We start from the raw sequence: 24788 nt of genomic DNA, 5'->3' as shown, positions 1-24788 counted from the left end.
AAAATAACCCCTATAGGGGGATAAGGAGATGTTTATATGGAAAAAAATAACCATCCAAATAATAAAGCAGTTGTAAATAGGCTGTCTAGGATAATTGGACATCTGGAGGCCGTAAAGCGTATGGTGGAAGAAGGAAGAGACTGTAGTGAAGTTATTATTCAAATATCTGCGGTGAGATCTGCACTTAATAACACAGGAAAAATAATACTGAAAGATCATATCAATCATTGTGTGAAAGATGCAGTTGAAAAAAATGATACACAGGTCTTAGATAATTTGAATAATGCCATTGATAAATTTTGGGAATAATTTTTAAATTAGGGGTGTTATAAATGAGGAATACTAAATTATATCCAATATTTCAAGCTCTTTTTTCTGCACTACTTTTTGGAGCCAGTGCACCTATTTCAAAAATCCTTCTTGGACAAATAGATCCAGTTCTTCTGGCTGCTCTCTTATATATTGGAAGCGGTGCAGGGCTTTTAACATTTCAAACATTAGAAAAAATTTTATACAAAAAAAATATAGACGAAGCAGGGTTAACTAGAAGAGACTTTCCATGGCTTTTAGGAGCTGTTATTTTTGGAGGAATTTTAGGACCTATAATTCAAATGATAAGTTTAAAAGTAACTCCAGCATCTACTGCATCGTTGCTTTTGAATTTTGAAGGTGCAGCTACCACAATTATTGCAGCACTATTTTTTAAAGAGAACATTGGCAAGAAAATTGGTACCGCTATAGTATGTATACTCTCTGCCAGTATAATTTTATCCTGGAATTTTGCCGGTCAGTGGGGAATATCTTTAGGGGCCTTGGGAATAATACTTGCCTGCGTATGTTGGGGGATAGATAATAATTTTACAAGAAACATATCTGCTAAAAATCCATATACAATAGTTATAGTAAAAGGATTGGGAGCAGGGACATTTTCATTAATTTTGTCAATGATTTTAGGAAATTATTTGCCGGATTTTAAAATAGTTCTTATGGCACTGCTGCTTGGATTTTTAAGCTATGGATTTAGTACAGTTTTGTTTGTATTTGCAATGAGAAATTTAGGTAGTGCTAGAACTAGTGCTTTTTTTAGTGCAGCACCTTTTATAAGTACTATTTTGTCTTTTATTTTGTTAGGAGAAGTTCCAGGTGTTACCTTTGCATTTGCACTTCCTCTTATGATTGCAGGAACGGTTCTTATTATAAGGGAAAATCACAGTCACATGCATGTCCATTTGTATATGGCTCATGAACACAGGCATTGTCATACAGATGGACATCACAATCATCATCATCCTGGTATACCTGATAGTGTGTATCACACTCACTATCACGTTCATGAGAGAATGGAACATTGTCATCCACATACTCCAGACTTGCATCATAGACATGCCCACTAAAGAATAGAGTTTCTAGACGAAAAATCAATGTATACTCCGAATATTTTTACAACCTTCAGCTCGTTAAATGTTTTGATAAGGCTAAGAAAAAAATTTAAAAGAGCTTCATTGTTGTAAAAATATGCCTGCGTATAAGTTAATTTTTAAGTTAGAAACTCTATATTTATTTCAGGTAATTTCTAATTTTGATTATTTTTCCGTCTTTTATATATACCCTTGGAACTCTTCTGCTTATGGAACAGAGTATTTCATAACTTATAGTTCCAATTATTTTAGCTATATCTTCTGCATCAAATTTCAATCCATTTTTTTCACCCATGAGTATTACCTCATCGCCTACATTTACTTCACCTACATCTGTAACATCTATCATGCATTGATCCATACAGATGCTACCAACTATTGGTGCAAATTTACCATTGACTATTACTTTTGCTTTACCTGAAAGCATTCTAGTATAGCCATCTGCATATCCTATTGGAAGTGTAGCTATTATACTTTTTCTTTCAGATTTGAACTTTCTTCCATAGCCAACGTATTTTCCGGCTTCTAATGTCTTTACGTAAGCTACTTTAGCTTTCAAACTCATTACGGGTTTTATACTTAGGTCATTTCTATCTACGTCATCTGAAGGGTAGTATCCATAAATTATTATTCCTGGCCTAACTGAATCACAATAGGTATCAGGCAATTCCATTATAGCTGCACTATTTGCGATATTTCTTAGGTCTATTTTTATTTTTTTATTTATGAGCTCATTGTAAAATGTTTTGTATTTTTCAAATTGTTCATGTGAATATGTTTTGTCTTTTTCATCTGAAGTGGAAAAATGAGAAAATAAGCTTTGTATTTCTATATTTGGAAGCTTACTTATGTTGCATATTTCTTTTATACTATTTTCATTTGGCTGAAATCCTATTCTTCCCATTCCAGTGTCTACTGCAATGTGTATTTTTGCAGTTTTCCATTTACTTTTAGCTACCTTTGATAATTTACTTGCATATTCATAAGAAGGCACTACTGGCTCTACGTCATAATCTATTATGTCATTCAAAAAAGTATCTGGGACTATGCCAAGTATCATTATGGGAGCTTTAATTCCATTTTCTCTAAGTTCTATTGCTTCATCTAATTCAGATACGGCCAATCTATTTACTCCATTTTCTAATAAAACCTGTGATACTTCCAAAGCTCCATGACCATAGGCATTAGCTTTAACAACACCTATCAGTCCTTTATTGTTACCAACTTTCAGTTTTATTTGACGTATATTATATACAAGATTGTCTAAATTAATTTCTTCCCATACAGGTCTGTAATCTTTAAACAAAACACATTCTCCTTTCGATATTGATAGATATTATCCAATCAATAATAATCTTAACCTTCGCACATATAAAATTTTGACTTAATATAAAAATATTGCGGCCTAAATGAATTCACAATTCACAGTTCACAATGCACAATTTCGGTAGATTTTTCTCCGCTGTGCTGCGAAAAATTTTAAATTTAAAGCTTATTGAAGCTTTGCTTCAATGGTGCTATATTTTAGATTTTCTGAAGTTTTAACGGAAGAAAATCATCCTTAATTGTGAACTGTGCATCGTGCATTGTGAATTAATTGCGTCGCAATATTTTTAAATTGCGAAAGTTGAGTAATAATCTATTGATGTCTATGAATGTAATTCAAATTAGAGTGAATATTGAATTATTTTATCTAGTAGTTGGGAAAAGGATATATCAACTCCACCTGCACTCTTAGGAAATAGACTATTTTTTGTAAGGCCTGGTAAAGTGTTTAGTTCAAGCACATAAGGAACACCATTTTCAACTATCATATCTACCCTTGCATAGCTTTTACATTTGAGAACTTTCCAGCATTGAACACATATTTTTTCAACTTTTTCTTGAAGAGATTTTTCAAGTTCTACAACTATTTCATCAGAACCACCGTCTGCATATTTTGCAGTGTAGTCAAAGAATTCTGCATTGGGCTTTATTGCAATTACAGGAAGAGTTTTACCTTTTAACATACAGCATGTTATCTCATCTCCCTGTATATATTTTTCAATGACAATTTCAGTATCGTAATCTAGGGCTAACTTTACATTGCTTTCAATATCTTCTTTCCTTTTAACTATATTAGTAGCAACACTTGAACCACCACAGTTAGGTTTTACAACTACAGGATAGCCTATCTCATCCAATTTATCGTAATCAATTTCTTCTATAGATTTAATACAAATCCATTTGGCGGTATTTATGTCTGCGGATTTTAAGACTTTTTTACTCATGTCTTTGTCCATGCAAATGGCACTTGTCAAAGGTCCGCAGCCTGAATAAGGTATATCCATGGTTTCAAGTACTGATTGTATAGTACCATCTTCACCAAATTTACCATGAAGTGCAATAAATGCAAAATCTATATCTTTTACTTTTTCAAGTACATCTCTCTTTTTATCTATAACAATAGGTACAACTTCATATTTGTTTTTATCTAAGCAGTTTACTATTTCTTTACCTGAATTTAATGAAACTTCTCTTTCAGAAGATATTCCACCCATTATAACTCCTATTTTCATATTAATTCCTCCACTGAACTTGCTATTTAATATTTTTCAATTACTATGTCTAATATTTATTTTATACATTTCCCATATAAAATAAAGAACCACAGGATAACTAGTTTATCCTAAATGTGGCTTTAATGAATTATAATTTTTTATGGATTTGTTCTGTGAAAATAGTGTAAAAATATAGACATAAAAAATTCGACAATATAAAATAAAGGTGGAAAATAATTATAAAATGTAAAAAATTGATATTAATCTTAATATGATAAGATATTTAAAATATAAAAAAGGATGATATTATGAAAAAGATAAAGACTGTTTTTATTATTGCTGCATGCATTGCTCTTAGTTCACAGGTGTATTTCAATTTATTTGCACCTGGTTTTACAATAACATTATCTGTAATTATGCTGCCTATTCTTTTCTATTTTAATAGGGAAATTAATCCTCTTTATTTAACAGCTGTAGTTGGAATAGCTTCACCACTTTATAGAGGACTTATTATGTACATAAGCAATACTAGTTTACATCAAATAGTAAGTCCAGTTTTTACTGATATCTTATTTTATTTTACATATGGAATGGTATATTATTTTCTATATTGGAAGAAAATAGAGGCAAATTTGACTAATTTTTTTGTTTCAACTGTTTTAAGTGATTTTATTGGTAATGTTTTAGAACTAAGTTCACTTATGGCTTTCAAAGGGTATAAGTATAGTATGTTTCAAGACTTGGTAATTATAGCTTTTATAAGATCTACAATAGCAGTAGGTGTAATACTGTTGTTTAGATATTATAATTTTTTACTTGTAAGGGAGGAACACGAGAAGAGATATAGAAAGTTGATACTTATTACTTCAAAAATTAAAAGTGAAGTATATTTTATGAATAAAAATAAAACAGATATTGAGAGGGTTATGAAAAAGGCTTACTATCTTTATAAGACATTATCTGAAAATAATTATCCAATTGAATTTCAAAATGCATCTCTGGATGTGGCAAAGGATGTCCATGAAATAAAAAAAGATTATGCAAGTGTCATAAAAGGGTTAGAAGAAATATTTGATAAAAAATATGATAATGTTAAGATGAACATTAAGGACATTATGAATATTGTTGAAGCCGATGTAAAAGAACATATAAGAAGAAATAAGTTAAATGTATACTTGGATTTTAAGATATATGATAATTTTAGTGTAGAGAAACATTATTACTTGGTTTCAATTATAAGAAACTTAATTTACAATAGCATTGAATCTATGGAAAAGAGAAAAAATGGCTATATAAGAATTGTTATTAGTAAAAGACAAGGCGAATGTATTTTTGTAGTGTCAGATAATGGATCAGGAATAAAAAATAAGAATTTAGATTATGTTTTTAATCCTGGATTTTCAACAAAATTTAATAAAGAAACAGGAGATATATGCAGAGGAATAGGTCTTACTCATGTAAAGGGCATTGTAAATGATGTTTTTCAAGGTTCAATATCAGTTGTTTCAGAAGAAAAAAAAGGCACAGAGTTTACTATAAAAATAAAAGAAGATAAGATAGAGGGTGATCAGAATTAGATTTTATGTTATAGATGATGATATAAGCATAGTTAGAATATTAATTATGATAATAGAAGAAGATGTTAATTTTGAAGTAGTAGGAAGTTCATGCAATAGTGAAGATACTTTTAGTGACATACTTTTACTTAAACCTGATATTGTACTTGTAGATCTTCTTATGCCTGAAATAGATTATATAAATCATAAAAGAAAAATAGGAGGAAAAGTTTCTGTAAATAAATTTTTTGAAGGGCTCGTACTTAAATGCTAGGATGAATAAAAAATAGCATAGTATTAAATTAAAAGTTCTTAAAATTTTATTTTGAGAACTTTTTTGAATTATCTTGATTTATTTTGAAGCTTACATTTTATAATAAAATATGATTAATTGTGAAATTTGAGGAAATGATTTATTTTTGATGTTTTATAAATTAAATCAGGGAGGAAATAATATGGATGCAAATGAAAACGATATAGAAGAGAGATACTTGATAAATCAAAAGGACTTGAAAGAAGTATGGTGAGTAGACATATTCAGATGTATACAGTTGGTGCAATAATAGGAACGGGTATTTTTTTAGCTTTTGGAAACGTTATCAATAAAGCCGGCCCGGGGGGTGCTGTAGCGGCATATATAATTGGAGCATTCATAATGTATTTAATGATGTCTTGTCTTGGAGAGCTTGCAGTAGCAATGCCTGTTTCAGGAAATGTACAAGCATATGAAGCAGAATTTATTAGTCCTGCAATGGGATTTACGGCTGGTTTTATGAAATTTGAGAGGGCAAGTTAATTTATATTAATTGTTTCAAAAGAAAAAGGACACAGAGTTTACTATAAAAATAAAAGAACATGGGATAGAAGGTGATCAGGATGAGATTTTATGTTGTAGATGATGATATAAGCATAGTTAGAATATTAACTATGATAATAGAAGAAGATGTTAATTTTGAAGTTATAGGAAGTTCATGCAATAGTGAAGATGCTTTTAATGACATACTTTTACTTAAACCTGATATTGTACTTGCAGATCTTCTTATGCCTGAAATGGATGGAAATGTTCTTGTAAGAAAACTTAAAAGCTTGGATTCAAGCATTTGTTTTATTATGATATCTCAAGTATTAGATAGTGATTTAAGAGCAGAGTCTTATGAAGCAGGAATAGAATTTTTTATAAATAAGCCAATAAATAAGATTGAGGTTAAAAAAGTAATTTCAAAAGTAGCAGAAAGGGTAGAAATGGAGAATATGCTGTCTAATATAAAGAAAATGCTTAAAACTTCAAATAAAAGTAAAAATGTTGACAAAACTGAAAATGAGAATCTGGTCAAAGTAAAGCATATTCTAGGTATGCTTGGTATGCTCGGAGAAAAAGGTACAAATGATATAGTCAAGATAAGTTTATATCTTATGAAGAATAATAGAAATTTTGTAGAATGCAATTTAGATGATTTGAAAAACTATTTGGGAGATAATGCCCAGGTTGTAAAGCAAAGGATAAGAAGGGCAATAAAAGTAGGACTTACTAATACAGCCAATATGGGTATAGAAGATTATGCTGATGATACTTTTCATACATATGCAAATGCACTTTTTGATTTTACCAATGTAAAAGCTGAAATGGATTATATAAATCATAAAAGGAAAATAGGAGGAAAGGTTTCTATAAATAAGTTTTTTGAAGGCCTTATATTTAAATGTCAGGATAAATAAATTATTCTTATAAATAAATCTTGCTTGTTGGAAGAATCACCACTAGAAAAATAAAATAGATTCTTTAATCTATATGGAAATATAAAAAATAAATAAGTCTATAATAGTTCTTTAATTAGTTATAAACTTATTATACGAGGAGTGCAATTTATGAGAAGTATCAAACACAATATAATATTAGTTATTTTATTTCTTATGATTTAATAATGAAGGAATCCAAAACCAAAATTATCGCAGAATCAGATAAAATTCTGAAATAACTAACGAATGGATTGGCGAGCAGGGAAAAGTAATCAAAGAAATTGGAGATTGTATTGTATTAGATGAAGTAATTAAAGCAAGTGATTGTGCTAATAAATTGAAAGCTCAAATTTCTAAGGTTAAAATTTAGGGAACATCTATAGGTTTGTGTAAAATAGAATAGATGGGATAAAATTTATTTGGAAATTACTATAGGATTAAGTTCCTATAGTAATTTCTATTTTTCTATGCGTAAATCATTCTGTGCAAGTACTGTATTGAAGATAGTAAATTTAAAAAAATTATTTTAAGAACTTTTTGAATTATCTTGATTTATTTTGAAACTTACATTCTAGAATAAATCATAATCAATATAGGAGGTAGTTAAATGTACAATTTAAGAAACAGAAATTTTTTAACACTAATGGATTTTACAACAAAGGAAATAAATTTTATGCTTGATCTTGCAGCAGATCTCAAGAGGGCAAAGTATGCTGGAACGGAGCAAAAAAAACTTAAAGGAAAGAATATAGTTCTATTGTTTGAAAAGGATTCAACTAGGACAAGATGTGCATTTGAAGTTGGAGCAAAGGATCAAGGAGCAAATGTAACATATTTAGGACCAACTGGAAGCCAAATGGGCAAGAAAGAGTCAGCAGCAGATACTGCAAGAGTACTTGGAAGAATGTTTGATGGCATAGAATATAGAGGATTTGCACAGGAAACAGTTGAAGATTTGGCTAAATATTCAGGAGTCCCAGTATGGAATGGCCTTACAGATGCTGACCATCCTACTCAAGTATTGGCAGATTTCCTTACTGCAAAAGAACATTTGAATAAACCATATAACAAGATGGTGTTTGTATATTCTGGAGATGGAAGAAACAATGTAGCAAATGCACTTATGATTGGTGCATCAAAAATGGGTATGGATTTTAGAATAGTTAGTCCTAAAGAATTATTTCCATCAGAAGAATTGTTAACTAAATGCAAAAATGTAGCAAAGGAAACAGGAGCAAAGATCACAATAACTGATAATATTGATGAAGGTGTAAAAGATGCAGATGTTCTTTATACGGATGTATGGGTATCTATGGGAGAACCTGATGAAGTATGGGAAAAGAGAATAAAGCTTTTGAAACCATATCAGATAAATAAAGAAATGATAGAGAAGACAGGAAATGAAAAGGTAATATTTGAACATTGTCTCCCTTCTTTCCATGATTTAAAAACTAAAGTGGGGAAACAGATACATGATAAATTTGGCTTAAATGAAATGGAAGTTACAGATGAAGTATTTGAAGGAAAGCATTCAGTAGTATTTGATGAAGCAGAAAACAGAATGCATACTATAAAAGCAGTTATGGTTGCTACACTTGGAGATTAGTTAGAAAGGAGAAGTAAAATATGTCAAAAATAGTAGTAGCATTAGGTGGAAATGCACTGCAGGCTAATCCTAATGACAAATCAGCTGAAACACAACTAAAAACATGTATAGAAACGGCAAAACCAATTGTTGACCTTATTGAAGAAGGTCATGAAGTAGTAATAGCACACGGAAATGGACCTCAGGTTGGGCAGTTAGTTGCTGCATATGAAACAGCTGCAGCAGTAAATGAAAAAAATCCAATTATGCCTTTCCCAGAATGCGGCGCAATGAGTCAGGGATATATAGGATATCAACTTCAGCAGGCAATAAAAGAAGAAATGAAAAAAAGAGGATTAAGTAAGGAAATTGCTACAGTAATTACTCAAGTTGTAGTAGATGAAAACGATCCAGCTTTCAGAAATCCAACTAAACCTGTAGGGTCATTTTTTACAGAAGAACAAGCGAAAAAACTTATGGATGAAAAAGGATATGTTATGAAAGAAGATGCAAACAGAGGATGGAGGAGAGTAGTTCCTTCACCACTTCCTAAAACTGTGATCGAAGAACCTGTAATTAAAACTCTAGTTAATGCTGGACATGTTGTTATCACGGTAGGCGGTGGCGGCATTCCTGTAGTTGATAAGGGAAATGGAAACCTTGAAGGAGTTCCTGCAGTAATTGATAAAGATTTTGCTTCAGAAAAAATCGCAGAATTGCTCAATGCAGATAAATTAGTTATTTTAACTGCAGTAGAACAAGTATCAATTAATTTTGGTAAACCAAATCAGAAAAATATTTTAAAAATGACAGTAGATGAAGCTGAAAAATACATTGAGGAAGGACATTTTGCACCAGGTTCCATGCTTCCAAAAGTTAAAGCTGCATTATCTTTTGTACAATCAAAACTAGGGAGAATAGCAGTCATTACTTCACTTGAAAAAGCTAAAGAATCCATAATGGGTTTGACTGGTACAACCATAACAGTATAATTTTAACGAACAAATGCAATCTAATTAAAAATATATTATATGCTGTAGTGTTTGTATAGCATAATGAATATTTAACAAAAGTATATTTATTATCTTACTTAGTAAATATCTATATAGCATAGGGAATTTACTAATAAAGTAAAGTTGAGATAAGGAAATGTTAGATTATAAAATTACTGCCATATATAATTTATCTGGCAGTAATTTTATAAATAAAAATGATTTCTAGACATAAAGTTACCGCATATTTTATTCAAAAATAAGTATCAAATTTAGAAATTTTTATATGAAAGTCACAAAGTTAACGCTTACTTAGTTTTACAAAAGATTATTGATGTTTATAAGGAGGAGTGTTAGTATGCAAAGTAGTATAGAAGGTAGTGTACAAAACCAAGGAGAAGGAAAATTGGGACTTGTACCTTTAATTGGATTAGTAATTGGTTCTATAATTGGTGGTGGGGCTTTTTCTTTTCCAGCAGATATGGCAAAGGTAGCAAGTCCAGGTGCAATTATTATAGCATGGATTATTACTGGAGTTGGAATGTTTACACTTGGTTATGTATTTCAAAATTTATCTCAGCGGAAACCAGATTTGGACTGCGGTATATATAGCTATGCTAAAGAAGGTTTCGGAGAATATACAGGATTTAATTGTGCTTGGGGACACTGGGTTAGCTCGATGTTAGGCGATGTTTCATATTTGGTTATGCTTTTTTGTACAATAGGATATTTCTTTCCTGTATTTGGAAATGGAAACAATTTATCTGCGCTAATAGGTGAATCTATATTAATATGGGGTGTTAATGCACTTATATTAAAAGGTGTAAAAACAGCTGCATGGGTAAACGTTTTAACTACTATTGGAAAACTTATACCTATATTTGTATTTATAATAGTATCAATAATTATGTTTAAAGTTAATATATTCAACTTGGATTTTTGGGGAAATATGAGCACTAATCTTGGAAGCGTATTGACACAGGTAAAGGGTACAATGCTTATAACCTTGTGGGCATTTATTGGTATAGAAAGTGCAGTTGTATTTTCAAAGCAAGCAAAAGTAAGAAAGGATATCAGTAAAGCCACTATAGTAGGATTACTAGGAGTACTTATTATTTATGTTTTAGTATCATTATTGGCACTTGGTACAATGGAACAAGCTCAATTGGCTGGATTAAAGAGCCCTTCTATGGCATATGCACTAGAATATATGGTTGGTAAATCGGGTGCTGTAGTAGTAAATGTAGGTTTAATAATATCATTATTAGGTGCATTTCTTGGATGGACTTTGATATGTTCAGAATTGTCATATTCTGCAGGCAAAGGTAAAGCATTTCCAAAGTTTTTTACAGAAGAAAATGCAAATGGAGCACCTAAAAATGCGCTTTTGGTTACAAATATAGTAACTCAAGTTTTCTTAATATGGGCTTTCTTTTCTAAAAGTTCGTATCAGATACTATACGCTATTGCAAGTTCTGCCGTATTAGTACCATATTTTTTTAGTGCATTGTATGCTCTAAAATTAACTATTACTAAGGAGACATATATTGCAGGTGATAATACAAGAATTAGAGATATGGCTATATCGGGATTGTCAGTTATATATGCAGTTTGGCTTATATATGCAGCAGGCTTAAGTTATATGCTTCTTCTTACTATATTATTTTCAGGTGGAATTTTAGTTTTTTATAAAGCTAGAAAAGAGGGAAATACAACTGCTTTTACAAATATAGAAAAAGGTGTAGTAACAATTTTAGTAATTCTTGCAGTTATAAGTATATATATGATAGTTGCAGGGAAAATTGCGATAAAATAGCAATAATGTTGTTGACATCTTTAAATTTCGCTGTTATAATGTAAATCACAAGTTAACAAAATTTAATATTAACTTATCAAGAGAGGTGGAGGGACTGGCCCTATGAAGCCCGGCAACCAATACTATTTTTAATAGTATAGTGGTGCTAATTCCTGCAGCATAAGCTGGAAGATGAGAGGATCATTGAGATTTTTAGCTCGAGGTTGTTCCTCGAGCTTTATTTGGTTTTAAATTGAAAATATGATATGAAAATTTTATATTTCAGCTTAATGCTTAGAAATTGTCTATTATTTTATAATTGGAGGGAAGCAAAATGAAAAAATTAATTACAGTTATTTTATCACTAACATTGATCTTGGCATTAGCTGGATGTGGTGCTCAAAACAGTACAAGTTCTTCAAGCAGTAGTAAAGGTGACGACAAAAAAGTAATAAAAGTAGGAGCATCTCCACAGCCTCATGCTGAAATATTAGAAAAGGTAAAACCTATACTGAAGAAACAAGGGTACGATTTACAAATAGTTCAGTTTACAGATTATGTAACTCCTAATAAGGCTTTGGATTCAGGAGATATAGATGCAAACTTCTTTCAGCATATTCCATATTTAAATGAATTCAATAAAAAGAACAATACAAATTTAGATTATGTAGCAAAAGTACATCTTGAACCTATGGGAGTTTATTCTAATAAAATCAAGAGTTTAAAAGATTTGAAAAATGGTGCTGAAATTGCAATACCAAATGATCCTACAAATGGTGCAAGAGCATTAAAGTTATTGGCTCATGAAGGAATTATAAAAGTAAAGAGCGGAGATCTTATTTCAAAATTGGATATAACTGAAAATAAGAAAAACTTAAAATTCCAGGAACTTGATGCACCACAACTTCCAAGAACTTTAACAGAAGTAGATGCAGCAGTTATAAATACAAACTATGCACTTCAAGCAAAGTTAAATCCACTTAAAGATGCTATTGCCATAGAATCTAAGGATTCACCTTATGCCAATATAATTGCTGTTAAAAAAGAAAATAAAGACAAACCTTATATTAAGGCATTAGCAAAGGCTGTTAACGATCCATCAATTAAGAAGTTTATACAGGAAAAATATAATGGAAGCATAATTCCAGCATTTTAGAAAATAGAGTTGTAAGTAAAAAGTTTACATATACAGCGGAGTATGCTGCCAAATTTCACTACTATAAAAAAATTTTAAATGTGGCTTCAATTTTGGCAGCATATTCACCTTGTATAAGTTCAAATTTTACTTAAAAGTACTATATATAGTAATCTAACTTGAAATAAGCTTATACGTATAGATATTTTTACAATAAATAGGCGCATTTAAATATTTTCTACTAAGACTTGTCAAAATATTTAATCGTGCTTGTGGTTGTAAAAATGTCAGAAGTATAAGTTTATTTTTTAGTTATAAATAATACATATTTTAAATTTTTATATAATAATTAATATTTGATTAATAAATATGTCTTTATACCCAGTAATAGAAAACATTAATTCCATAATAAAATTATAAAATTGGTAGAAATAATTAAGAACAATATGAGTTAATATCATACAATATAATGTGAAGAACTTTTATGGAGAATTATATATGGAACAAAATAAGATAATTTGAAATAACTCCACAAATTACAATTTAGTTGTGGATAGTTTTAAACATAACCGTTATGGCTGGTATGCTTATTTGTATAAATATTTGTATCTTTGTTGTTATTTACATTGTTGCCCATATAAAGTACCTGCTTATTGGCATCCATTTTTTTATAAATATGGCTTGCATATGAATGATGGAATGATACAAGAACGCTATTACGAACCCTCAAATAATGATATGCACCTTGTTATAAATTCTAATAATATAAAAAAGTTATCTAAACACTTTCGCAAAACTACTGAGCATCTTATTAAACAAACCACTATATATTGGCAATAAAATATTAACACCGAAGAAGGTTGAAGATGAAATTGGATTGCCTGCTGATGATAGACAAAATAAGAATATTGTGAAATATTATTGTCACTTTTGTGTTAGTTAAATTTATACTTCTGTACCTTTAATCCACACTTCAGGATGATTCATTGTCCATTGTAATTCATCTAAAAGCATCTTTATATGATAACCATCTACTGCAGCATGATTAACTGTAATAGATAAAGGCATCATAATTATACCATTTGTTTCAGTAAATCCACCAGATTCAAAAATTGGTGCATAATAATTTTTTGCATTTTGCAATTGCATTGATAAACTATTAAAACTAAACCACGGAATACAAGATATGATATAGTTGTTAGAAGGTGGTGCTTCCTTTGATAACATAATACCATGACTCTTCCCATACTGTTTCATGTCTGAAATATAATTTTTATAAAACACCTCAAAATCCTCATCATATTCCGTCCAAAGAAATGTTATTGTTTTATCATCTTTGTGAAATATTGGATAAAAAGGAGTTCGACAATCCCAATATCCTAACATATCATCTTGAATTGCCATAAGAAATTCCTGGTGTTTTCCAATAGCTCTGGTTACCAAATAAAGATATGTAGGAAAGAATTTTAAGCCTTTACTTTTTAATGTATCTTTAAGGATTGTAACATCAACCTTTACGTTAATAGAATAAATAAGTGTTGATACCGTTTTTGTAAAATAATTATATGTGTGTGCTCTTGGCCATGTCTCCATGTCAATAGTATGAAAACTTGTATTCATATGATTATACCTCTATTTGATTTCAATTAATTTATAATCAAATTATAACCTCATCTCTCATAATTTATCTAGCTCATAAATAATTCTGTAATAAAGTTGTCCATATTACATTTTTATCTTTTGCCATATATGAAGCTTTCTTATAAAAATCTCCATTAAAAGCTTCCAATTTAACTGCATTATCATATAAACATATTATACTATAATTATTTGTTATCAAGTTAATTATATAATTGTTGGTATTACTATAAGCCTGATTCTTTGAATTCACCCTCTGCTTTATCAGTTAATTTGTGAAGAGGCTTTTTTAAGACAGCAATAATCAAAAATGCACCTGCAAAAGCCATTAAAGTGAGAAAATCCTTATACACATTACTCCAAATAGGTCCTGCTATAGCTTCCCTGAATCCATTTATAGCATATGTAAAAGGCCAAAGTGGTTCTAGTACTCCAAATATCTGAGGTAAGGTTTTTACAGGATAAAGTCCTCCTGCCCCTGCAATTTGAAAGACCATTATTACAACTGCAGCGGCTTTCCCAATGTTACCCATAATAGATACCAATGTAACTACAATAATAGTGAAAGTAAAGCTGCAGGTAAATGCAAATCCCATCATAAGCCATGAATTTTCAGGCTTTATTCCTACTATATATATGTCTCCTAAAGTTATAATGGTAGTTTGTATAATTGATATTATTAAAAACAGAAGCAATTTCGAAAAATATTTATGTGACAATTTAACTTTTTCTCCACTTTCGAGATCTTTACATTTTAGTGTTAGTATGGAGCATAGTAGCAAAACTCCCACCCATATTGCAAGAGTAGTGTAAAAAGGCGTTATTCCATATCCAAAAAGACCTGAATTGTATAGTTCGATACTTTTTACCTCAATAGGTGATGATATAAAATCTGATATTTTATTAGGATCCTTTTCCATTATATTTATTATTGAAGTTAAGTTTTCATCGTTTAAATCCTTCAGTTTATTGCTTAATTTGTTCAAGTTATTTTGGATGTCTATTAATTTCTTATTTAACCTGTTCCTTTGATTGACTAAATTTTTACTGCTTGATATTCCTGAGTTTGCCACAAGATTTAATTCAGGTAGCAATTGTCCAGTTGCACTAAGTACTGAATCAATACTATCTAAATTGGCTGTCAATGCGTCTGATAATAAATTCATGGATTCATATGTTCCTGAATAAAACATATCTGATATATTGCTTATATCTTCCGATAATTCACTACTTAATGATGAAGATTCATATATAACTTGATTAATACTATCTTGTGAAGAATTGCTATTTATTAAATCTTTTAACTCCACTAAATAATGGTTTTCAGTATTTAATGAATTTCTTAGTGATTTCAATGAATTTGTAAGATTATTTGTTATATTAGTATTTGTAATTTCATTTATCTCATTTAGAATTTTAATATCCATATCTACTTTGTCCATTAAAGAATTATTTAAATTAGTCATATTTCCTATAATGCTTGTGGATGAACTTTTACCAGCATCGGTATTATTTATATTTTGTAGGTTGTTAAACAAAAGTTGAACTTGATTTTCTTTTGATTCAATTTCATTTATATCTTTATTCAAATCATTTTGCATAGAATTTAAAGATTGTTTGGTAGATAAAGTTAGTGTTCTGCTCTGTGCTACAATATTATGGAGATTGGTTATCTCTTTGGACAACTTTGGCAAATCTGTTTGAACTCCACTTAGATATTGCTGAAGACTTTTCGAGTTAGAGTTTTCTTGTGATATATGATTTTTTATATCATTTACAGTGGATACGGCTTCAGGTAATGTATCCTTTAACTGTAAAATTTCAGGCTTGTCCGTTTCAAGCTTTTTACCTGTAGAGTTTAGTAGTTTGAGAGCTTCTTTGTTTACTGATTTTGCAAGAGAGCTTTTTATATTATCTGATAGAGAAGTTTTAGCTGAATCCGTAATTTTAGTGGCTATTCCATTTAGCTTTTCATTGGATTTATATATTATATTAGGCTTTTCAGGAGATGCTGTAATTAAAGTGGAAAGTTTACTGGAAAAGTCAGCAGGTATCTCTATAAGTGAATAATATTTACCTGAATTAAGGTTATAATTTCCCTGCCAGTCATCTACAAAAATCCAATTTATGGAATTGTTTTTCTTTAAGCTCTTAACTATTTCATTTCCAACATTTATATTTTTCCCATTAAAAGTTGTACCACCGTCATTATTTACTACGCCTATAGGCATTCTATTTGTATTGGCATAAGGATTCCATGAGGCTTTAATGCTAATCCAGGCATAGGGAGATGGCAGGATACACAATAATAAAATTAAGGCAAGTACTGATGGAGTTTTTATTATATTTTTAAAATCCCTTTTTAATAATTTGAATACTACCTTCAATATATTCCCTCCTTGTATAAAATTAATATTGTTTAATCTCCCATACCAGATTGTGTAAGCTTGGCTCTAAATTTATAGATTTTATCTTGCAAATGTTTCTTTAAAAATATACCAAATAGTATAAAGCACATTGAAATTAAAAGCATAAATGTAAAATCCATAGCTACAGTACTTATAAGAGGCCCTGCTATGGCTTCTCTGAATCCGTTTACTGAATAGGTAAATGGAAACAAAGGCTGTATTATTCTAAAAATAAGTGGATCAAGTTGTATAGGATAAGTAGCCCCACTTCCTGATATTTGAGTTATAAGCAAAACAATGGATATAGCCTTCCCTAAGTTTCCAAACATGGAAACAAGAGTGTAAGTTATTACAGTAAAAGTAAAAGATGAAACTAGTGCTACCATTATCATTAAAAATACATTTACCATTTGGACATTTAGCAAAAGTTTGTCCCCAACAGCAACTATAAATCCCTGTACTAATGCAAAAGCTATAAAAGTACTCATTTTACCAAGATATCTTTCTTTTGTGCTAAAACCTTCATCGCCTTTAAATCTGTCTGCATCTGTTTTAAAAATGGATACAAGAATAATAGAACCAATCCAGATTGAAAGTGTAGTATAAGCTGGAGCCATGGAGGAGCCAAAGTTTGAAATAGTGTATATATTCTGTTCCTTGATATTAAAGGGACTTGACGCTGCGTTTCCCATAAAGTCAGGATTATTTTGCAATATGGTTATTATCTGTATTATGTCATTATTAGTTACCAGTTTGAGTTTATCTGCCAACTTGTTAACAATACCCTTGAATTCCAGTAATCTATTGTTTAGTTTACTGGATGAATTTGCTGTCAGATTACTTCCGTTTATTAACATATCTATAGAACTATCTCCATAGGAAGTAAGATTCTGTACGGATTTTAAAACAGAAGAAGCTTTATTTGTGGATTCAATAAGTTCAGCTGCTGTAGAATTCAAGTTTTTTCTTACCTGTCCGTTGTATTCATTGCTTTCATCTATTAATTGCTGATTTAAATTTGCAGTGTCATTTGTTACTGAATTAATCAAATCTTTATTTATTTCATTTGAACTTTCAAACTGGCTTTCAATATTGCTTATTTTGCTTTTCTCTGTATTTAGTGAATTTCTAGTATTTTTTAATAAATTTATAAGGCTTGATATATTGTCATCGTTCTTAAAATTATTAAATTTTTCAAGAATGTTAATGGTGGAGTTGATTTTATTGTATAAGATATTTATCTCATAATTAATTTTAGTTACAGTGGTATTTATATTTGAGTACTTCGAATTTGAGGCTGCTGAATTAAGATTTAATATCAAATTTTGAATTCTATACATATCAGTTTTTGAGGTATTTAAATTAATTTCAATGTCATCAAAGGTATTATTCATAGAAGACTGAAGGAATAGTACAGATGAGCTGTTGGTTTCATTACTATTTTCTAAAGTAGATATTCTTGAATTTATCATAGGAATACCTGATTTAATCTCAGAAAGCGTCGAATTCAAATCATTTGAATCATCGCTTATGCCTTCAAGGACATCTGTTATAATATTCATATTGTCACTTAATTTTATTATTTCATCCTTCAAATTTATAATGTTTTGTTCATCATTTTCTGCATTTTTACCAAGAACGTTCAAAGAAGAAAATATAGTTTGATTTACTGTATATATAAAGCTTGATTTTATCTGTTCTGCCAGTGTGTTTCTAGCTGCATCAGTTATTTTAAGAGCTACAGGACTATTCTTTGTATTCACTTTATAAATGATTTGAGTTTTTTTAGGAGCATCTGATGTTATGCTTGTAATATTTTTTGAAAAATCTTCTGGAATTTTTATCATGGCATAGTATGTACCATCTATAATACCCATATCCGCATTTTTAGCATTTACAAACTTCCACCCTATTTTATGGTTATTTTTTAATTTTTCTACAATCTTATTTCCTGCATTTAAATTTTTCCATTTCAAGTTCGTACCCTTGTCCTCGTTAACTATGGCAACAGGAATGCTGCTTGTATTTCCATAAGGATCCCAACATGCTTTTATATTGACCCATGCATAGAGAGAGGGAAGAATACATACACCTGCAACAATCAACATTGTCATTTTATTTTTAAAAATACTTCTCATATCTGTTTTAAAAATTTTTATAATAGTTCTTATCATATATGAATCCTCCTATTGTAAATATATATACTAAACACATGGAAAAATTATTTTAAGTAATGAAATTACATAGTAGTTAAATATTAACTGACCAGTCAGCATTATTGAAACATTTTTTTTAATATATGTCAATAACTTATTTATATGTTATTCTTTATTTATTAGTAAAATTGTGCAAGAATATATTTGAGGTGAAACGTGTCATGTTTTCGGAACTGAAGATAAATAAAGAGAGGCTTGTATATATACAGCTAAAAGATTATATTAAAGATATGATACTGAAAGGTATGCTTAGAAGTGGAGAAAAACTTCCTTCCACAAGAGAGATGGCTTCAATGTTAAAAATAAGTAGAAATAGTGTAATGTATGCTTATGAATTTTTGCAAGATGAAGGATTTGTATACATGAAAAAAGGAAGGGGTACCTTTGTATCGGATGTAAAAGTAGATTTTCAGGAAAAGTGGAGTATAGATTGGGAAGACAAAGTAAATCAATATGGCAAACTTTCTGAAAGATTAGATATAGTAAAACATGAAGCAAAATGGGAAAAAGGAATGATATCCTTTAAAAGTATAGCCCCTGATGAAAAACTTTTTAATGTAGATGAATTTAAAAAAGCTTTTTTAAATCGTATGTCTATAGAAGGAGAAAAAGTGTTGAATTATGGATATGCTAAAGGTTATAGACCCCTTATTCAATATTTGCTTAAATATATGGAAAGTAAAGGAGTTTGTACAAAGGAAAAGGATATACTCATAACAAATGGATTTACAGAAGGATTTGATTTAATATTATCTTGCCTTACAGACAGGGGAGACAAGATACTGTGTGAAAATCCAACTCATAATACTGCAATTAAAATTATGAAACTACATGGACTCAATATAACTGGAGTAAAAGTTGAAAAAGATGGAGTATGTTTAAAAGATCTTAGTAAAGAGCTGAAAAAAAATAAATTTAGAATATCATATTTTATTCCATCCTATCAAAATCCTACAGGTATTGTCATGCCTCCTGAAAATAGGGTGAAATTATATAATATACTTAAAAGTTATAATGTTCCTATAATTGAAGATGGATTTAATGAAGAACTTAGGTATTCAGGAACACATGTAGCACCTATAGCTGCGTTTAGCGGCAGTGGAAATAGTATCCTATATATAGGAAGCTTTTCAAAGGTGTTGTTTCCTGGAATAAGGATAGGATGGATACTTGCGGATAAAGTGCTTATAAACTATTTAGAGAGTTGTAAAAGAGCTAGAAATATTCACACTTCTTCTTTAGATCAGGCAATTTTTTATGATTACTTAAATCAGGGAAATTTTGAAAAGTACATAAAGAAAGCTCGAAGAGTATATAAGGAAAAATATGAATTCACCTTAAAATGTGCAAGAGAGTATATTCCTTGTGAAGATATATTTGGTGAGGGTGGAATGCATATATTTATAAAGCTAAAGAATATAAGTTCCAGAAAGCTTTTAGAAAGATGCTGTAAGAGAGGAGTAATATTTACTCCTGGTGATGTATTTTATGTAAATGATGAGGGATATGATACCTTTAGGCTTGGATTTTCAAGAGTAAGTGAAGAAGATATTAAAAAGGGAATTATGATAATAGGTCAGGAGACCAAAAAAATAGGAGGATGGGATTGATGAAAAAAATATCGGAAAAAACACTGTATAAAGGAAAGTGGATTCAATTACAGGAAATAACTTATAAGGGAAAAAATAATGAGGACTTAAAGTGGGAAAGAATAAAAAGAACCAATACTACAAATACAGTAGTAATAATTAGCAAGCTTGTACCATCTAATAAGTATATATTTATCAAACAATATAGACCTGCTATAGATAAATACGTTATTGGATTTCCAGCAGGCCTTGTTGAAGGGGATAATATAGTCGAAAATGCACTACGAGAGTTGGAGGAGGAAACTGGATATAAGGGAGAAGTAAAATCAATGAGTCCTTTGCTTTATTCAAATCCTGCACTTTTAACAGATAAAGTTACATTAGCAAGGGTTGATATATATGAAGATTTAATTGAAAATCAAATTCCTATACAGAAATTGGAGCCAGAGGAAGATATACAGGTAATTGCACTTCACAGAGAACAACTTAAAGATTTTTTAATTAAGGAACAGAAAAGTGGAACTGCCATAGGAATGGGTGTATGGTATGTTTTTTATGGATTAAGCTAACAAGAATATTTTTTATTTAATTGAATAATAATCGTTAGTATGATATATTTTTAACAAGGAAGTGAGAAAATTAAAAAATTAGAATTGAAGGTGTAATTTATGGAGGATTGGCTTTTTAAAAAAGATGAATACGTTCCCGAAGAGGATAAAGATAAATTTATAGATAAAAGTATATTTTCTATATTACATCTATTATCCCTTATTAAAAGAAACAATAAAGTAAATAATAGCTTTATGTACAATTTAAATCCTATGTTAAAACTTTCCTTTACTATTTTAAATATATTATTTTTATCATTGTCTAAAAATTTTACTTATGTAATGCTTGTAGATGTTTATTTTCTACTAATTTTAAGTTTTTTGGATGTTCAAGATATAAAAAAAATACTCCTTTTAAGCATTTCTATTCCATTTTTTACATTTATAATGCTCATACCTTCTATATTTATGGGGAACATTAGAAATAGTGAAATGCTTTTACTAAAAGTAGTTGGTACTATAATTTCAATAAATGTTTTATCTTATACAACTAAATGGCATGACATAACTAAGGCGCTAAAGATGTTTTTTATACCGGACATATTTATTTTGGTATTTGACATAACTTTAAAATACATTTATATATTAGGTGAATTTTCTTTGGACATGTTTTATGCACTAAAGCTTAGATCTATAGGAAAAAATAGTAAAAAATATTCTTCTATTTCAAAGATAATTGGAAGTTTATTTTTAAAATCAAAAGAAATGGGAGATGAAATGTATTGTGCTATGGAATGCAGGGGATTTACAGGAGAGTATGTGTCTCACAAAAAATTTAAATTTAAGTTTTTTGATCTAATATATTTAATAGTTAATGTACTTATCATAACTATGTATTTTTACATATCTAGGGTGGGATTAAGATGATAAAAATTGAGGACGCTTTTTTTAAATATAAAGATAATGAAGTATTAAAAGATATAAATGTAACTATAGAACGAGGAGAATCCATAGCACTTATAGGTGCAAATGGAAGCGGTAAGTCTACCTTCTTAAAATTATTAAATGGAGTGGTATTTCCCACAAAGGGAAATTACTATTTTGATGATGTGAAAATATGCAAAAATGAATTGGAAAAAGGTAATTTCTCAAAGAAGTTTCATAAAAAAGTTGGATTTGTATTCCAAAACTCCGATGCACAACTTTTTTGCTCTAGCGTATACGAGGAAATTGCTTTTGGACCAAGGCAAATGGGAATGGATGAAGATGAAGTAAATAAAAGGGTAAATGACTGTCTAGAACTTTTAAATGTGAAAGATTTAGAAAACAGGGAGCCCTATAACATAAGTGGCGGAGAAAAGAAGAGAGTGGCTATAGCTGCTGTACTTGCTCTCAATCCTGAAGTCCTGGTTTTAGATGAACCTATGAGTGGGATAGACCCTAAGGGAAAGAAATTCTTAAATGATCTTTTTATCAAATTAAATAAAGCAGGGAAAACCATAATATGTTCAACACATGATTTTGAATATGTTAATGGACTTTTTAAACGAGTTCTCGTATTTTCTGAAGATCATAATATAATAAGGGACGACTCTTACAACAACGTAATGGAAGATAGTGAGTTTTTAGTAAAATATAATATCAAATAATGTTATTAACTGTAATACTTTAGAATTACATGAAATTTTTATTTATTTTATGTAATATATTGGATATTTAAAGTTGACATAAAACTATAATTATAATAAACTTAGAGTATAAATTGAATAGAAGACTCAGGTGCCTTTATAGGTGAAAAGGGAATGCGGTTAAACTCCGCAGCAGCCCCCGCTACTGTATTTGATGATGAACTTTAGTTACCACTCTTAAAAGAGGAAGGTTAAAGTAAATATGAATCATAAGCCAGGAGACCTGCCTGATTGTCATTATGCTTTCGGAGGGAGAGAAACTTTTAGTGTGGTTAACCTCAGCTTAAGTTGAGGTTTTTATGTTAAAGGCAGTTAGCTTTCTAAGGCTTACTGCCTTTTGGCTTTGATATAGATATGTGTGTATTAATTAAAAGTAAACTTTTTATTATATTTAGGAAGTTTTGGAAGGAGTATTTGTTATGGCAAAAATTATGATTCAGGGAACAGGTTCTTCTGTAGGAAAAAGTATAATTGTTTCAGCCCTTTGTAGAATATTTAAACAAGATGGTTATTCAGTATGTCCTTTTAAATCTCAAAATATGTCATTAAATTCTTATATAACATTAGATGGCAAAGAAATGGGACGGGCTCAGGTACTTCAGGCTTATGCAGCTGGATTGCAGCCGGAAGCATATATGAACCCTATATTGTTAAAACCAACTTCAGATAAAAAATGTCAAATTATAGTTAACGGAAAAGTGTATGGCAACAGCACTGCTATGCAGTATCATAATTTGAAGCTGGAATTTAGGGATATGCTTAAAGAACACTTTGAAAAGATGGAGAAGAAATTTGACATAATAGTAATGGAAGGTGCAGGAAGTCCTGCAGAAATAAATTTAAGAGATAGAGACATTGTGAATATGGGTATGGCAGAATCAGTAGATGCACCAGTACTTTTAGCAGGAGACATAGACAAAGGAGGAGTATTTGCATCCATTGCAGGAACAATGCTGCTTTTTACAGAAGATGAGAAAAAAAGAGTAAAGGGTACTATAATAAATAAATTTAGAGGAGACAAAGATATACTGGAGCCCGGACTTAAGATGCTTGAGGATATAGTAAAGGTACCTTGCCTTGGTGTTATACCTCATTTTAGATTGGCTCTTGAGGATGAAGATGGAGCTGTAGAATTTAATAAAAAAGTTACAGCACCTATTGACATAGCTGTAATAAAGCTGCCTCATATATCTAATTTTACAGATTTAGATGCACTTAAAAGTGAAGAAGACGTTTCCGTAAGATTTATAACATCTGTAGAAGAGTTTGGAAATCCGGACTTAGTAATTATTCCAGGAAGTAAAAATACTATAGAAGATTTACTTAAAATTAGACAGTGCGGCCTTGAAAAACGTATAAAAGAATATAGTAAAACTGGACTTGTCATAGGACTGTGCGGTGGATATCAAATGCTTGGTAAAGTTATAGAAGATCCTTATGGAGTGGAGACAGATGTAGGAAAAGTAGAAGGCATAGGGCTTTTAGACATAGAAACTATATTTGAAAAAGAAAAAGTTACAACCAGAGTAAATGCAAAAAGCGAAATTGACTTCCCAATGAAAAGGGATAGTGAATCATTAACTAATAGAAGATTGGATGTATATGGATATGAAATACATATGGGAATATGTAAGTATGGAAAAGATGCAAGACCATTATTTAATATAACTGATAAAAATGGTGAAAAGGTTGACACAGAAGATGGTGCCATAAATATGTCAGGGAATGTAATTGGATCTTATATACATGGAGTTTTTGATGGAATTGACTTTAGGGAATTCATTGTAAATAAGATAAGAGAAAATAAAGGATTAGGATATAAAAAATCAAAAGCATATGAAAATCTCAGAGAAGGGGAATTGGATAAGTTAGCAAGCATAGTGAGAAAGAATTTAGATATAGACAAGATATATAGTATTATGGGCATTAAAAGATAATAATTA

Annotated in this window: 20 protein-coding genes and 2 riboswitches; of the genes, 15 read left to right on the top strand and 5 right to left on the bottom strand. The window is 30.0% G+C overall.

The window, feature by feature from the left end:
• The first annotated feature begins 36 nt into the window (after positions 1-36).
• The gene (locus tag DMR38_RS16110; protein ID WP_127722294.1) at positions 37-309 is read left to right on the top strand and encodes a metal-sensing transcriptional repressor; all 273 of its coding nucleotides are present in this window, start codon (positions 37-39) and stop codon (positions 307-309) included.
• 23 nt (positions 310-332) lie between these two features.
• Positions 333-1394 carry a DMT family transporter gene (locus DMR38_RS16105; protein ID WP_127722293.1) on the top strand — a complete coding sequence of 354 codons (1062 nt, stop codon included), beginning with the start codon at positions 333-335 and terminating at the stop codon, positions 1392-1394.
• Positions 1395-1557: 163 nt separating this feature from the next.
• On the opposite strand, the gene alr is transcribed toward DMR38_RS16105, so the two are convergent.
• Positions 1558-2724 carry an alanine racemase gene (alr, locus tag DMR38_RS16100; protein WP_127722292.1) on the bottom strand — a complete coding sequence of 389 codons (1167 nt, stop codon included), beginning with the start codon at positions 2722-2724 and terminating at the stop codon, positions 1558-1560.
• Positions 2725-3085: 361 nt separating this feature from the next.
• Entirely contained in the window at positions 3086-3976 is an 891-nt protein-coding gene (locus DMR38_RS16095; RefSeq protein WP_127722291.1) for a D-alanine--D-alanine ligase, read from the bottom strand.
• A gap of 290 nt (positions 3977-4266) precedes the next feature.
• Between DMR38_RS16095 and DMR38_RS16090 the strand changes: the two genes are divergently transcribed.
• The 8 genes from DMR38_RS16090 (at position 4267) to DMR38_RS16055 (ending at position 12779) form a co-directional block, all read left to right on the top strand.
• Positions 4267-5535, top strand: coding sequence for an ATP-binding protein (locus DMR38_RS16090; protein WP_127722290.1), 1269 nt, complete (start codon positions 4267-4269; stop codon positions 5533-5535).
• Positions 5522-5788: a hypothetical protein gene (locus DMR38_RS16085; RefSeq protein WP_243124327.1), complete on the top strand. Its 267-nt coding sequence runs from the start codon at positions 5522-5524 to the stop codon at positions 5786-5788. The genes DMR38_RS16090 and DMR38_RS16085 overlap by 14 nt, the downstream gene beginning before the upstream one ends.
• Positions 5789-6034: 246 nt before the next feature.
• The gene (locus DMR38_RS16080) at positions 6035-6310 is read left to right on the top strand and encodes a hypothetical protein (RefSeq protein WP_127722289.1); all 276 of its coding nucleotides are present in this window, start codon (positions 6035-6037) and stop codon (positions 6308-6310) included.
• Between the two features lie 80 nt (positions 6311-6390).
• Positions 6391-7230 (top strand): DNA-binding domain-containing protein, encoded by an 840-nt coding sequence (locus tag DMR38_RS16075; RefSeq protein ID WP_127722288.1) that lies wholly within the window; start codon positions 6391-6393, stop codon positions 7228-7230.
• Between the two features lie 628 nt (positions 7231-7858).
• Positions 7859-8857: an ornithine carbamoyltransferase gene (argF, locus tag DMR38_RS16070; RefSeq protein WP_127722287.1), complete on the top strand. Its 999-nt coding sequence runs from the start codon at positions 7859-7861 to the stop codon at positions 8855-8857.
• A gap of 20 nt (positions 8858-8877) precedes the next feature.
• A complete protein-coding gene (gene arcC / locus DMR38_RS16065; protein ID WP_127722286.1) occupies positions 8878-9828 on the top strand; it encodes a carbamate kinase in 951 nt (316 codons plus the stop codon).
• A gap of 358 nt (positions 9829-10186) precedes the next feature.
• Complete coding sequence (locus DMR38_RS16060) at positions 10187-11644, top strand: basic amino acid/polyamine antiporter (RefSeq protein WP_127722285.1); 1458 nt, start codon at positions 10187-10189, stop codon at positions 11642-11644.
• A gap of 70 nt (positions 11645-11714) precedes the next feature.
• Positions 11715-11822: riboswitch (SAM riboswitch) on the top strand.
• 135 nt (positions 11823-11957) lie between these two features.
• Positions 11958-12779 carry a MetQ/NlpA family ABC transporter substrate-binding protein gene (locus DMR38_RS16055; RefSeq protein WP_127722284.1) on the top strand — a complete coding sequence of 274 codons (822 nt, stop codon included), beginning with the start codon at positions 11958-11960 and terminating at the stop codon, positions 12777-12779.
• 924 nt (positions 12780-13703) lie between these two features.
• Here the strand turns inward: DMR38_RS16055 and DMR38_RS16050 are convergent.
• From DMR38_RS16050 to DMR38_RS16035, 3 genes are all read right to left on the bottom strand, one after another.
• Positions 13704-14378 (bottom strand): CatA-like O-acetyltransferase, encoded by a 675-nt coding sequence (locus tag DMR38_RS16050; protein WP_127722283.1) that lies wholly within the window; start codon positions 14376-14378, stop codon positions 13704-13706.
• A gap of 245 nt (positions 14379-14623) precedes the next feature.
• The gene (locus DMR38_RS16040) at positions 14624-16783 is read right to left on the bottom strand and encodes a YhgE/Pip domain-containing protein (protein WP_127722282.1); all 2160 of its coding nucleotides are present in this window, start codon (positions 16781-16783) and stop codon (positions 14624-14626) included.
• Positions 16784-16815: 32 nt separating this feature from the next.
• The gene (locus DMR38_RS16035) at positions 16816-18978 is read right to left on the bottom strand and encodes a YhgE/Pip domain-containing protein (protein WP_127722281.1); all 2163 of its coding nucleotides are present in this window, start codon (positions 18976-18978) and stop codon (positions 16816-16818) included.
• A 203-nt stretch (positions 18979-19181) separates the two neighbouring features.
• Between DMR38_RS16035 and DMR38_RS16030 the strand changes: the two genes are divergently transcribed.
• From DMR38_RS16030 to DMR38_RS16010, 5 genes are all read left to right on the top strand, one after another.
• On the top strand, positions 19182-20630 hold the full coding sequence (locus tag DMR38_RS16030; protein ID WP_127722280.1) for a PLP-dependent aminotransferase family protein: 1449 nt from the start codon (positions 19182-19184) through the stop codon (positions 20628-20630).
• Positions 20630-21178, top strand: a complete 549-nt coding sequence (locus DMR38_RS16025; RefSeq protein ID WP_127722279.1) for an NUDIX hydrolase — start codon at positions 20630-20632, stop codon at positions 21176-21178. Before DMR38_RS16030 ends, DMR38_RS16025 begins: the two co-directional genes overlap by 1 nt.
• 99 nt (positions 21179-21277) lie before the next feature.
• The gene (locus DMR38_RS16020; RefSeq protein WP_127722278.1) at positions 21278-22084 is read left to right on the top strand and encodes an energy-coupling factor transporter transmembrane component T; all 807 of its coding nucleotides are present in this window, start codon (positions 21278-21280) and stop codon (positions 22082-22084) included.
• A complete protein-coding gene (locus DMR38_RS16015; protein ID WP_127722277.1) occupies positions 22081-22806 on the top strand; it encodes an ABC transporter ATP-binding protein in 726 nt (241 codons plus the stop codon). The genes DMR38_RS16020 and DMR38_RS16015 overlap by 4 nt, the downstream gene beginning before the upstream one ends.
• Before the next feature lie 111 nt (positions 22807-22917).
• A riboswitch (cobalamin riboswitch) is annotated at positions 22918-23091 on the top strand.
• Positions 23092-23264: 173 nt separating this feature from the next.
• Entirely contained in the window at positions 23265-24782 is a 1518-nt protein-coding gene (locus tag DMR38_RS16010) for a cobyric acid synthase (protein ID WP_127722276.1), read from the top strand.
• Positions 24783-24788 lie beyond the last annotated feature (6 nt).

Source organism: Clostridium sp. AWRP (assembly GCF_004006395.2).
Taxonomy (GTDB): Bacteria; Bacillota; Clostridia; order Clostridiales; family Clostridiaceae; genus Clostridium_B.
Note: the sequence above shows the minus strand (reverse complement) of the source record. Positions and strands in the feature narration are given on the sequence as shown.

Coding starts and splice junctions, on each gene's coding strand:
- DMR38_RS16090 (WP_127722290.1), top strand. CDS start 4,267: ATGAAAAAGATAAAGACTGTTTTTATTATTGCTGCATGCATTGCTCTT.
- DMR38_RS16020 (WP_127722278.1), top strand. CDS start 21,278: ATGGAGGATTGGCTTTTTAAAAAAGATGAATACGTTCCCGAAGAGGAT.
- argF (WP_127722287.1), top strand. CDS start 7,859: ATGTACAATTTAAGAAACAGAAATTTTTTAACACTAATGGATTTTACA.
- DMR38_RS16055 (WP_127722284.1), top strand. CDS start 11,958: ATGAAAAAATTAATTACAGTTATTTTATCACTAACATTGATCTTGGCA.
- DMR38_RS16105 (WP_127722293.1), top strand. CDS start 333: ATGAGGAATACTAAATTATATCCAATATTTCAAGCTCTTTTTTCTGCA.
- DMR38_RS16060 (WP_127722285.1), top strand. CDS start 10,187: ATGCAAAGTAGTATAGAAGGTAGTGTACAAAACCAAGGAGAAGGAAAA.
- DMR38_RS16015 (WP_127722277.1), top strand. CDS start 22,081: ATGATAAAAATTGAGGACGCTTTTTTTAAATATAAAGATAATGAAGTA.
- DMR38_RS16075 (WP_127722288.1), top strand. CDS start 6,391: ATGAGATTTTATGTTGTAGATGATGATATAAGCATAGTTAGAATATTA.
- DMR38_RS16050 (WP_127722283.1), bottom strand. CDS start 14,378: ATGAATACAAGTTTTCATACTATTGACATGGAGACATGGCCAAGAGCA.
- DMR38_RS16010 (WP_127722276.1), top strand. CDS start 23,265: ATGGCAAAAATTATGATTCAGGGAACAGGTTCTTCTGTAGGAAAAAGT.
- DMR38_RS16095 (WP_127722291.1), bottom strand. CDS start 3,976: ATGAAAATAGGAGTTATAATGGGTGGAATATCTTCTGAAAGAGAAGTT.
- DMR38_RS16035 (WP_127722281.1), bottom strand. CDS start 18,978: ATGATAAGAACTATTATAAAAATTTTTAAAACAGATATGAGAAGTATT.
- DMR38_RS16080 (WP_127722289.1), top strand. CDS start 6,035: ATGGTGAGTAGACATATTCAGATGTATACAGTTGGTGCAATAATAGGA.
- DMR38_RS16030 (WP_127722280.1), top strand. CDS start 19,182: ATGTTTTCGGAACTGAAGATAAATAAAGAGAGGCTTGTATATATACAG.
- DMR38_RS16025 (WP_127722279.1), top strand. CDS start 20,630: ATGAAAAAAATATCGGAAAAAACACTGTATAAAGGAAAGTGGATTCAA.
- arcC (WP_127722286.1), top strand. CDS start 8,878: ATGTCAAAAATAGTAGTAGCATTAGGTGGAAATGCACTGCAGGCTAAT.
- DMR38_RS16110 (WP_127722294.1), top strand. CDS start 37: ATGGAAAAAAATAACCATCCAAATAATAAAGCAGTTGTAAATAGGCTG.